We start from the raw sequence: 12,682 nt of genomic DNA, 5'->3' as shown, positions 1-12,682 counted from the left end.
TTATCCGAAATTAAAATAACTCTTAGCATTGTTAAAACATATGTTTTCAACCATAGTCCCCAGCAATTCCATATCGTCAGGTATTTCGCCGTTTTCCACATCATTCCCCAAAAGGTTACAAAGCGTCCGGCGGAAATATTCATGCCGCGGATAAGAAAGAAAACTACGTGAATCGGTCAACATTCCGACAAAGCGGCTCAGTAAACCAAGATTTGACAACGCATTCATCTGTTTCTCCATCCCATCTTTTTGATCCAGGAACCACCAGCCGGACCCAAACTGCATTTTTCCCGGAACCGATCCATCCTGAAAGTTTCCGCACATAGTGGCAATCAACTCATTATCGCGCGGGTTCAGGTTGTAAAGAATGGTTTTGGTCAATTTATTTTCCAAATCCAGCCTGTCCAGAAATTTCGAAAGCGGGCGGGCGATCTCAAAATCACCGATGGAATCCAATCCGGTATCAGGCCCCAATTTATTCAGCAGGCGGGTACTGTTGTTGCGCAATGCCCCCAGATGAAACTGCTGTGTCCAGCCACGCGCATGATCCATAATGCCAAACTCATATAACATGCACGACTTGAACTTCAAAATTTCTATCTCCTTCAAATCATTTCCGCCGCGTATTTTTTCGAAAATATCCCGGATATCCTTTTCTGTGTAATCCTCGGCAATGGCAGTTTCCAGTCCATGATCGGAAAGACGGCACCCATTTTCATGGAAAAAACGGTGGCGAATTTCAAGCGAATCCATAAAATCAGAAAATGAATCGATGGTTGTTCCGGCAACTTCAGCCAACTTATCCACATATTCATTGAACGTTGTTACATTCTCCACCGCCATGGCTTTGTCTGGTCTCCAGGCCGGCAAAACAGCCACTTCAAAACCACTCTCTTTTATCTGGCGATGATATTCCAGCGAATCTACCGGATCGTCGGTAGTACATATGGTATGGACATTGGCCATCCGAATAATATTTCGAACCGAATATTCAGGGGTTTGCAACTTAGCATTGCACGTATCCCATATTTCTTTGGCCGTGTCAGCATTCAATAATTTATCTATTCCGAAAAAACGTTTTAACTCCAGATGTGTCCAATGGTAAAGCGGGTTCCGGATTGTATTGGGGACTGTTTCTGCCCACTTCTCAAATTTTTCCCAATCGGAAGCGTCGCCGGTACAAAACCGTTCATCCACTCCATTGGAGCGCATGGCCCTCCATTTATAATGATCGCCGTAAAGCCATATTTGAGTTATATTTTCAAATTGTGTGTCTTTTGCAATATCAATGGGCGGAATGTGGCAATGGTAATCGAAAATGGGCATTTTTGCCGCATGCCCGTGATATAATTTCTGTGCCGTTTCGGTTTGCAGCAGAAAATTGTCATCCAAAAATTTCTTCATCATTTTCGTTTTTAAAGATCGAATAACCTTTTCAGGTGACGGTCATAAATATTTTCTTCTACACAACCTCCCACTATATTGCTATACTTTTTTAGCAAGTTGGTATATTTTTCACCCATCTCGGCAGCCACTTTATATCCTACATGAACCAGTTGCCTGAAATTGGGATTATAATCAGAATGTCCGGGTATATGGCGCAATGTATTACCAAATTTTTCACCGGTCCAACCTGCAACTTCTTCCGGAGAAGGAAGCCTGGAATCATCAATATCAATAACATCGGCATACGGACCGCACAGTTCTTCTTTGCGGGCCAGTGCACTTTTATAAATTTCGTTGGCCACTGCCAACCCTTCATCTCCGGAAACGGCCAATCCAATTACCTCTTCCAGCCAGGTGGTACCAGCGGTTTTAACGTGCAAACCTTTATCGTATTTTTTTATAATCTCAGCCATTACGGGGTAAATCGTAAACTTGTCGGACCCGGAATGCACACTGAGTTTTAAATTTTCGGGAAGACCGAAGTTTTTTACAGCATAATCAATAACCAGCACATCCTGCTCAAACTCTTTGGTAAACTGTTCCACATCACCCACATAATCCACTCCTTTATTAAACCTTCCGGTAAATTTAGGGGCAATGGTTTGTGCCGGAATTTTTTCATCGGCAATCATTTTCAGAATAAAAAACATATCAACAGGCGTTTGCGGCGCTTCCACCTCGTCCATTGAAACCTCTGTTACAAAATTGCCTGCCCCTTTTTTCGCTTCAATATGCCGGTAAATTTTTCCCGCCTCTTTCACAGCTGCAAGGTATTTCCCCGCTTCTTCTTCCAAAAGTTCATCCGAAATCTGAACTGGTTCCGAAATTCCGGGAATCGTTACATTTGTACCTAACGATGCACAGGACTTTTTAAATGCAGCAACATCTTCCGGTGAAGAAGCATTACCAATATACATAGCCACATCGAGTGTAAAAAAATCGGCATGATCGATAAAACGATCCACATTCGTAAGGTTAATATGATCGGCATCTACGAAGTAAGGCTTGTCCCAACCCAGATTTTTTACCGCTGCATCAGCTTCTTCGCGGGTACCCAGGGGCTCGGAATGAATGGTGTTGTGCTCCCGGTTCGACTTGTTCCAGACAGGTGAAACTTCCACTCCCTTTTTGTTGGCATTTAAAATAGCCCGGAGTTGTGCTTCTCCTTCATGGTTAAAGCGATCTCCTACCCCAAAACTGTATTTTCCCAATTTCATTTTTACGTATTATTAGATGATTTATTTGTATTGAAAAAGTATTTCCGTGTACGAACACGAAAATAGAGATATATTTTGGACTACCAAAAAATATTTGAATGTTATTCAGGAATAATTAACGATACTAAAGGAGTGAGACTACACCATAAAAACCTACAACAAAAACAGATACACAACTGACCCACAACGCGATATCATAAAACCGGGAAGATTCGAGGCCAAACTGTTGTTGCCGGTACCTGAAATGCAGACCGGCATAAACAATAATAAGCAGCATAAAAAAAGTAACAATGCCACCAATGGTAACCATCAACACAGGAAGTTTTATCCACGCCAGTGCAATGATCCACAAAACGGGGAAGACCCATGCAAGAATGGCAATTGTTTTCCGCCTTTGCTCCCGGTTAAAAAAATCAATCCAGCCCAGTTGCCCGAACAAATCAGAAAAAATACGGGTACGGGCTGCCAACGCCGAAAACAAGGTAGAAAACAACACAATAAACGACCCGAACAGAAAGAAACTCTTTGCCCACTCTCCATAGGCCCCGGTGTACATCTTTGAAAGAGTCTCAATCATGGCAAATCCGCGGGGAATATCTCCGCTCTTGTACAAAACCGCAGCCCCCAGCAGATAAAACGCAGCAGTCACCAGCGTATAAACTACCATGGAAAAAATAGCATCAAGGTTCATTACTTTAATCCAGCCTTTGGCCCTTTCCCTCCATTCATCGGTATTTTCATGCGGACCGGTAAACCGGGCATATCCTTTTTCGAGGCACCAATAGTTGTAAGCTACAATTTCATCGCCTCCCACCCCGGTGAGTCCAAATGCGGCAATAGCAAACCCCACGCTGGCAGCAGGAAGCTTAAAACGGAGCCCTTCGAGCACATCAGCAAATGAAAAGGCCGAAGGAGTATACTGAATCATAAATACCGCAACAATTGTAAACAGTGTAAACACCAGCATCAATACCACCGACATCTTTTCAATAAAAGAATAGTAGCCTTTAAAAACCAGGGCGGCCACAATAATTCCCACGATTATGGCAAATATATTAATACTAATGGAAGGGAAAGCCATATTCAATGTGATGGCAACACCGCCGATAATACCCCCCAATTGCAAAGGCTTAAAAAGCCAGAGAAAAAACCATGTCCATAAGCTCCAGTTGATCCGTTTGCGGCCAAACCTGGGACCCCCGATACGGTTGAGTGAGGTAAATACTGTTTCGCCGGTACGAATAGCCTGTTTTCCAAATTCAAGCTGAATCGCCACTTTTACTGCGCAACTGACAAGAATAACCCACAAGGTAGTAAAACCTGCCTTGGCCCCAAGGGTGGTGGTGGAAATGAGTTCACCCGATCCCACAACCGATGCGGACAAAATAAATCCGGGGCCAAGATATTTCAGCTTCCCAAAAAAAGTAGCCGGAGCAGGCTTCACTCCTTCAGCAGAACGAATATAGGGATCTGACTTTGTTATCATTATTTAGTTTTAATGCCGGCTGGAGCAATCTTAGCTGGCTTTAGTTGCTTTTCCGGAAAGATGTCCTGAATTTTTCTTTTCACCTAAAATCCAGCAACACCTTCAGGTACTTCTCTTTTTCATGCTGCACCAGTTCAAATGCCTTTTGTATTTCCGAACCGGGCATCACTTTTGAAATCAGTGCATCCGGTTTCAGGTTTCCGGCATTCAAATGCCCGATTACTTCGGTAAATTCTCCGTCGCTTACCCGGGACGTAATAATATGTCCTTCCTTCCAGATTAATTCTTTAAAAACAACCGGTGCGGGGTCGTCCCCCAACCCAAGCACACATACTCTTCCGCCTCCCCGCAAACTTTGGACACAACAGCGTACAGGATTGAAAACACCTGCTATCTCTTCGGCATGGCCCACGGCCTCAAAGGCAATATCCACCCCATTCCCTTCGGTATGCCGCCTGATGGCGTCCACCGGGTTTTCTTTTTTTGGATTGACAGGAATCACATTTTCATAATGATTAACGGCTATCTGCAACCTGTTTTCTGCCGGATCAACCAAAAAAATCTTTCCTTTGGTTTTGGTGCGGGCAGCCTGTAAAATCACCTGCCCCACCCTTCCGGCCCCCCAAATGGCCAGCGTATCGCCTTCTTTCGTTCCGGCGCGGTTATTGGCATGAAAACCGATTCCATAAATTTCCACCAGTGCCACATGCTCGTCGGGCAAATGAGGAGCCGTTTTAAACAACATGTGCGGTGGTACGGAAATGTATTCGGCAAAGCCGCCATCCAAATCCACGCCCAGCAGTTTCAAACGGGGACAGGCCGGATAGTGTTTCCGTTGGCAGGCCGGACATTCACCACACCAGATGATAGGATCAACAGCCACTTTATCGCCGGGTTCGAAACCGGAAACACCTTCCCCTACTTCCGCAACTATCCCTCCCATTTCATGCCCGGGGATGAACGGCACAGGTGTTCGTGGATGAAAATCTCCCGGAAAAATATGCATATCAGTTCCACAAATACTGGCAAACTGTATTCGTACCAGCACTTCTCCTTCCTTCACTTCCGGGGTGGGAACATCTTTCCAAATAAAATGATTGTACGCTTCAAGTACGGCTGCTTTCATATAAAAATACTTACTTCAAAAATACTTCTATAACCGGAATTTCCACGTTTGGCTTATTAACCGGCAATAAAAGGTTTATATCATTCTCACCGGTTTCCTGTTTAATCCAGTGCCCGCGTGGCTCAGAAATATTAAGCTCAGAGGCATCGTGCAAAAACTGGGCATATTTAATTTTGTCTTTGTAACCACGCAACAGGAAATTTTGCAACGGGTAGTCGAGCAAGTGAATATATAACCGGTTGGTTTCAGGATTGTATGTAAGGAGCGTATTGTCCGGTGCTTCAAAGTCAGCAGGTGCCTGTGTACATCCGTAAATCGATGGACTATTGTATTTCATCCACTCGCCCATTTCATTTAAAGCTTTATCTGCCCGGTAATCAAAAGTTCCTCTGGCAGTAGGACCTACATTCAACAATAAATTACCCCCTTTGCTTACCGATTCGATAAGTAACACCAGCAGCTGCTTTTTATCTTTCCAGGTATGTTCATCGCGGTAATATCCCCAGGAACCAGAGAAAGTCTGACAAGTTTCCCATGGAATTTTCTTTCCGTCAACCTCAGGCCATTTTTCCACTTTAAACTGTTCCGGTGTGGTAAAATCCCAGCCTCCCCAATAATCTTTCAGATCGGCACGGTCATTTATAATAATTCCGGGCTGAAGTTCCCGCACCATTTTTATCAGTTCCACCGAGCCCCAATCTTCGTAACCTTTGCCAAATTCGCCGGGAAACGAAAAGTCGAGCCATAAAATGTCAATCTTTCCATATTGGGTAAGAATTTCCCGTACCTGGTTTTTAAGGTATTCGCGGTAAACGGCCATATCGCGATCTTTATTCAGTTCATCATACTCTTCCTGGGTGTTGGCGCTCTGCGGATGCACCCTGTCAATGGTGTACTCCGGATGGTGCCAGTCAATAAGCGAATAATAAAATCCGATACCAAGTCCTTCGGCCCGAAACGCATCCACCCATTTTTTAATTATATCCTGCCCGTAAGGGGTATTCATCACATCGTAATCAGTATAATCCGATTCAAACATACAAAAGCCTTCGTGATGCTTACTGGTAATAACGGCATACTTCATTCCGGCAGCCTTTGCTTTTTTGGCCCATTCTGAAGGGTCAAAAAGGTCAGGATTAAAAATCTCAAAATACTTTTGATACGCTTCATCGGAAATGCGTTCCCGCTTTTTCACCCACTCATGTCGGGCGGCCTGTGCATACAATCCCCAGTGAATAAACATGCCAAAACGGGCATCAGTCCACCAGGCAAGGCGTTCGGTTTTTTCTGCTTCGGTTTCATCCCATATTTTCTTCTGGGAGAAGGCGGTTTGACCAACAAATGCAGTCAACAGTAATGCAATTAGTAATCGTTTCATTGTAATATAATTTTAATTCAACATCGTCGCTTATTCAACCAAAACGTTGGGAGCATTGTAAACCTCGAGATTTGTAATAACCGGAGAGGCTTTTGCATCCTCAATTGTCAGTCGGAGTTTTGAAGTGGTAATATTGGGAAAACGCAAAATCCGTTTTCTTCCAATCGTCGTTTCACTCGCTACCAGTTGCCACTCATTTTCAACCAGTGCCTCAAGCTTAAACTTTTTAACCCGTTGCCCCAGTCGAATGTCTTCCTGTATTAAAACCCGGTTTATTTCGGCAGGGGTTCCCAAATGAATTTCCAGTGATGCTTCTAAAATATTATCATCGGTAGCCCAATAAGTATCCGGGTTACCATCATTTATATTTCCAGCCCTGTATTTCCTTGAATTTCCTCTGATATTGGTAGCTGTTACCCGGTTTTCCCTGGCCAGGTCCACGGCAAAATCGGCTTTTAATGCTCCGGCGAGTTTGAGCACTTGCTCCACATCATTTTCATGAATAAGCCCTCTGGTATCAACCGGAAAATTCAGGAGTAAAGAAGCATTGCGCCCCACAGAATTATAGTAAATATCCAATAATTGCTCTAACGACTTTACCTTATTGTCCTCAGAAGGATGGTAATACCACCCCGGACGGATGGATACATCCACCTCGGCAGGCACCCAATGGGTCCCGGTTTCCTGTCCCTGCTGCAAAAATGTTCGATCGGAAACCAGCCCCGGGGTAAAATCATCGCGGTAAAGCAATGACCAATTGGTTTCCCCCGCCCAACCTTGCTCGTTGCCAACCCAGCGAATATCGGGACCGGCATCGCTGAAAATACAGGCACCGGGTTGAAGTTCCCGAACTATTCTCCAGGTATTTTCCCAGTCATAATAAGACTTCTGGTCAATGCGCCGTTCTTCGTTTGCCCCACCGTACCAGCCTGTTCCTCCATTGGCTCCGTCGAACCACATTTCAAACACTTCGCCATAGTTTGTCAGTAACTCACGTAACTGGTTACGGTAATAGGTCAGATATTCCGGTTTACCATAATCAGGATGATTTCGGTCCCAGGGAGAAAGGTAAACACCAAACTTTAACCCATACTCCCTACAGGCATCAGCCAATTCCCGAACCACATCGCCCTCCCCATTTTTCCAGGGCGAATTCTTTACTGAATGTTCGGTATATTCCGAAGGCCACAGACAAAAACCATCATGATGTTTGGCAGTCAGGATAATTCCTTTCATTCCGGCCTCACTGCAAACTCTCGCCCACTGGCGGCAATCCAGTGCAGTCGGATTGAACGACTCCGGACTTTCATCCCCAAATCCCCATTCTTTATTCGTAAACGTATTCATGTTAAAATGAACAAAGGCATAAAATTCCAATTCATGCCAGGCCAGTTGACGCTCAGAAGGCACGGGAAGAACCGGTTCGGGAGGCTCGGGAGAAGTACAGGAACAGAATAAAATGACACCGAAAAAAAAGAATAATAGTTTCATAATTCAGAATTGACTGGCACAATGATAAATTCGGAACCAAAATACACAGAATAATACAATACCGGGTAATTATTTCAAAAAATTCGATTTCAATTTATCAAAACCACACATTATAAACTTATGTAAAATATATATTTTACAATATCGAAAAAACAATAAATTTTCACTTTATCGTTACGAGATACCATGTCCCATATCGAGACAAAGAACCAAAAATGACACACTCATAAAACACTAAATAAGAACAACTTACACAAACAGGCACATTCATTGCAATATATAATAGAATCCGAAAAGTACGGAAACAAGAAATAAAAATGAAGTTGTATGGACGCAACATCACATAAAAAAAAGTTGTTTTTTAAAAATTTTCGTCATAAATTGGATGACGCAAAAAAAAGGGTTTTTGGAACATTTGGGAAGATAAAAAAATATGGGGTTTTTATTTTCAATATCCTTCCCAAAATTTCATCAATCCAGGTTAATTATTATTACGTGTAACTGATTTGAATAAATCGGGTTCACTGTGCTTTGAATATGTAATGACTAAATGGAGGATGTTAACAATTAAAGACAAAAGGATATGAAAAAATCTTTACTTTCCAAGCGATTAAAATTTTCACCGACAGGAAGATTGTTCGGTGTTTTGCTTATGCTGTTATGGGCTACTCAAGCATTTGCACAGCCTTATGATTCGGACTTTGTCCGTATTCCTGAAGAACAAAAGGAAGACTATCAGGCAACGCCCATGCTCAAGTCGGCAGAAGTCCCTTCGGGGTCTATACAGGTAGCAGAAAATGCTGAATACAATACCTACTCTCCTCAACAACTCGTAGAGAACATCCTGGTTTCTGGCTGTTTAAAAGCCAGCAACGTAAAATTTGGATATTACACGAAAAGCTACACCACCTGGAATTGGTCAGATCACTACTGGTCATCAACAGCAGGTAACAGGCAGTTAGGTTATTTTCATAAAGGCAATTCTGATTTTCCCCTTGAAGAAGGACTTCTTCTTTCAACAGGAAAAATAAGCTCTGCAGAAGGCCCCAACAACCTTGCGAGTAAAACAGACGAAATGGTTGAAAGTGCCCGCGACAAAGATCTTGAAGATCTTGCAGGTCACACTTCGTATGATGCTGCGATTTTGGAATTTGATTTTGTTCCGGCAGGAAATACGATGGAATTTCGGTATGTTTTTGCATCAGAAGAATACCGCGAGTGGGCATGCTCTCAATACAATGATGCTTTTGGTTTCTTTTTGAGCGGTCCCGGCATATCCGGCTCGGTAAACCTGGCAAAGCTTTCCAATGGCACTGCCGTTACCATTAATAATATACACGGCCCGTTTACTTCAACTGATGCCTCTTATTACTCTTACAACGAAAGGGGGCCTTATCCTTGTAGTGCTCAAAACGATGCATATTACATTGATAATGGAAGCGGTAAAAGCTACACCTCAGCAGAGAACTCACCAACCACTCAATTTGATGGAATGACGGTTGTCCTCACAGCAACTTATGAGGTACAGGCTTGTGAAACCTATCATATAAAACTGGCAATTGCCGACGTCAGTGACCAAAAATGGGATGCCGGAGTATTTTTGGAAGCCAGAAGTTTTAATTCAGATCGCGCTGGTATATATAATATCGGCGGTGGAATGGTGAATAACTTAAACATTTTTGAATCTGATAACGTCAATTGCGAAAATGCATTGGTTGTAAAAAGAAAAGATAGCGACAACAGTGCAGACATAACCTTTCCGCTCATACTTGAAGGATCATTCTCCAATGGAAATGACATTGTTACCCTTCCTGGCGGAAATCCATTCCCCAATTCAGTTACAATACCAGCAGGACAAGATTCCGTAATTATTCCTTATAAAGCGGTTAATGACGGAACATCAGACAACCTTGAAACATTCACCGTAAAAATAGCAATCAGTTGTCCCTGCGATGCCACGACAGAATATGAATCAGTTACGATGACGATCCACGATCCGATATCAATTGATGATGTGGGCATCGCAAATGTTCGATGTGACGATCCCAATAGTGGTTCAATCGAAATATCAGCAAGCGGCGGAACAGGAAACTTTCTTTACAGCATTGATGGGACTAACTTCCAAAGTTCCAATATTTTTGCCAACCTGGCGGCTGATAACTACACAGTTTATGTAAGGGAAGCAGACGGATTAAATTGCGACAATGATGTAACAGAACCTTTAACAATTAACGCTGCCACACCAATTTCCGCATCAGCTTTAATAACTGAAGAGATTGACTGTTTCGGAGGCACTGCAAAAGTATTCATTAATGCTTCCGGAGGAGTTGAACCATTCACTTATACATTCAATGGCATAAGCAACAACACAGGAGAATTTACGAATATTATTGCAGGGAACTACTCATGGAGTGTAACGGATACCTTTGGTTGCGGTCCAGAAAGCGGAACCCTTGATGTAACAGAACCTACGGAACTTAATGTTGTTGCAGAAAGCAACTCGCCAGTTTGTGAAGGAGGAAACCTTCATCTTTATGAAACCGGAGGAGAAGCAATTAGCTGGAGTTGGACAGGTCCCAATGGATTTACATCAACCGAACAAAACCCGACCATTTTGGGTGCAACAAGTGTTTACGATGGGCTATATACCGTTACCGCCAGCGATGGAACTTGCTTTAGCAGTGCTTCGGTGGATGTATCAGTTAGCAGCGATCCAATTGCTGTCACTAACTGTCCGACCGACATTATTGAATGTGCTGACATGATTTATGATGGAAAACTCGGAAAAATCATAAACTGGTCTATCCCGGATTTCAATTTAAATTGTTTGGGATCGGGAAGTAACAGCAACTTCAATATGCAATTCGAACTAAACGAAAATCTGTTAGGCAAAGACTGCTGGGACTTTAACTATGTAACCAGAGCGGGTGGCTCCGGTGGGTTTATGAAACTATTCAATAGTAATAAAGATAGTATACATCCTACCCTTATTACACCTTATGTTTATATTGAAGCAAACATTCCCGCTTCTATTGATATTATCTATACAGATGGCGATTACGATATTCAACTCTATTTGGTTGATGTCGATGGAAATGATTTGCCGATGGCAGGTTCACATTTTGTAACAGCTGCTCAAACAACTTATACGTTTACAACCAACAACAACGAAAGTGGTATTTACAGACTTAAATTTGTTGTACATCAGAATTCCGGAGATACCGGATCAAATGCCAACAGCCTCGACAATATATCCTTTGATGGTGTTATTTTCGATGACGGCTGTACCGGCGGAATTGACTTCGTTGTTAGTGGGCCGGTTCCCGGATTTTTCCCGGTTGTAAATGATTCTTTAATTACTTATACTGCTGTATACACTCCTTCAAGTGGAACGCCAGCTAGTGCAATTTGTCAGTTTAATGTAACGATTGAAGGCCTTGAAGCTTCCATTACAGATTTTGCTGATGCAACTTGTGGAGATGACAATGGTTATATAACAATCGCTGTAGAGACTTCCTCTCCAGCACCCGAATTAGAATTTTCATTGAATAGTGGCTCCTGGACTCCGTTTGGAGCAGGAAATACATCAACTACCATTGATGGATTGGCTGCCGGAAGCTATTCAATTATGGTGAAAGATGTTTCATTAGTTGGGGATTGCCAAATACTGGATCCGCTGAATGCAACCATAAGTGCCATTCCCGGCCCAACAGTCACTCTTTCTGATGTGGGACCATTCTGTGAAGATGCCGAACCGGTATCACTGGACGGAAGTCCTTCAGGTGGAGTTTATTCTGGTCCCGGAGTTGATGCTTCCGGATTATTTACACCCGGAACAGCAAGTATTGGCAACAATACTATAAAATATGTTTATACTGACGAGAATGAGTGTAAAGACTCATCTGAAATAATTATCGTTATCAATGCCCTGCCTACCGTATCAATTACTCCGGCAGGACCATTTTGTACTACCGGCGAGGCATACCAATTAACCGGGAATCCGGAAGGTGGTACATTCTCAGGAACAGGGGTTTCCGAAACCGGGTTATTTGACCCGGCTGCAACAGGGGCTGGATCGTATAGTATTTCTTATACATATACCGATAGGGGAATCGGCTGCACGAATACAGCACAAACCACTATCGAAGTTGAAGTTTGTTGCTCTCTTGAATCGGCAGAAGCCAATGTTACTGATGGAATTGTCTGCTATGGAGAAACAGCAACAGTTGAAATCACTGCTGTTGGAGGAATAGGGCCTCTAACCTACACATTAGATTCTTACGAAAACCAGACCGGAATTTTTACCAACATTCCAGCAGGGACTTATACCTGGAGTGTCAGCGAAAGTGGAGATTGTGATCCAATAACTGGAAATATTACTGTTACAGGTCCCGAAACAGAACTCTCTTGCGAAACCAGTCTTGACAACGTGGTGACCTGCGTAGGCGGAACAGACGGTGAAGCCACTGTTACTCCAACCGGAGGATGGGGTGGATACTCCTACCTCTGGAGCGACGGACAGACATCAGCTACCGCTA

Annotated in this window: 7 protein-coding genes; 1 reads left to right on the top strand and 6 read right to left on the bottom strand. The window is 43.2% G+C overall.

Going from position 1 to position 12,682, the window contains the following annotated elements:
* The 6 genes from uxaC to D1164_RS21620 form a co-directional block, all read right to left on the bottom strand.
* Window positions 1-1,407, bottom strand: coding sequence for a glucuronate isomerase (gene uxaC / locus D1164_RS21645; protein WP_241558311.1), 1,407 nt, complete (start codon window positions 1,405-1,407; stop codon window positions 1-3).
* An 8-nt stretch (window positions 1,408-1,415) separates the two neighbouring features.
* The gene (locus D1164_RS21640) at window positions 1,416-2,663 is read right to left on the bottom strand and encodes a tagaturonate epimerase family protein (RefSeq protein ID WP_119352001.1); all 1,248 of its coding nucleotides are present in this window, start codon (window positions 2,661-2,663) and stop codon (window positions 1,416-1,418) included.
* A 124-nt stretch (window positions 2,664-2,787) separates the two neighbouring features.
* The gene (locus D1164_RS21635) at window positions 2,788-4,149 is read right to left on the bottom strand and encodes an Nramp family divalent metal transporter (RefSeq protein WP_119352000.1); all 1,362 of its coding nucleotides are present in this window, start codon (window positions 4,147-4,149) and stop codon (window positions 2,788-2,790) included.
* Between the two features lie 79 nt (window positions 4,150-4,228).
* Window positions 4,229-5,275, bottom strand: coding sequence for a zinc-dependent alcohol dehydrogenase (locus tag D1164_RS21630; protein ID WP_119351999.1), 1,047 nt, complete (start codon window positions 5,273-5,275; stop codon window positions 4,229-4,231).
* A 10-nt stretch (window positions 5,276-5,285) separates the two neighbouring features.
* Complete coding sequence (locus D1164_RS21625) at window positions 5,286-6,653, bottom strand: alpha-L-fucosidase (protein WP_119351998.1); 1,368 nt, start codon at window positions 6,651-6,653, stop codon at window positions 5,286-5,288.
* 30 nt (window positions 6,654-6,683) lie between these two features.
* Window positions 6,684-8,144 carry an alpha-L-fucosidase gene (locus tag D1164_RS21620; RefSeq protein WP_119351997.1) on the bottom strand — a complete coding sequence of 487 codons (1,461 nt, stop codon included), beginning with the start codon at window positions 8,142-8,144 and terminating at the stop codon, window positions 6,684-6,686.
* Window positions 8,145-8,727: 583 nt separating this feature from the next.
* On the opposite strand from D1164_RS21620, the gene D1164_RS21615 reads away from it, so the two are divergent.
* The coding region (locus tag D1164_RS21615; protein WP_147372265.1) for a choice-of-anchor L domain-containing protein at window positions 8,728-12,682 on the top strand (3,955 nt) is incomplete at its 3' end.

It is taken from the genome of Mariniphaga sediminis (genome assembly GCF_003573545.1).
In the GTDB taxonomy this organism is placed as follows: domain Bacteria; phylum Bacteroidota; class Bacteroidia; order Bacteroidales; family Prolixibacteraceae; genus Mariniphaga; species Mariniphaga sediminis.
Note: the sequence above shows the minus strand (reverse complement) of the source record. Positions and strands in the feature narration are given on the sequence as shown.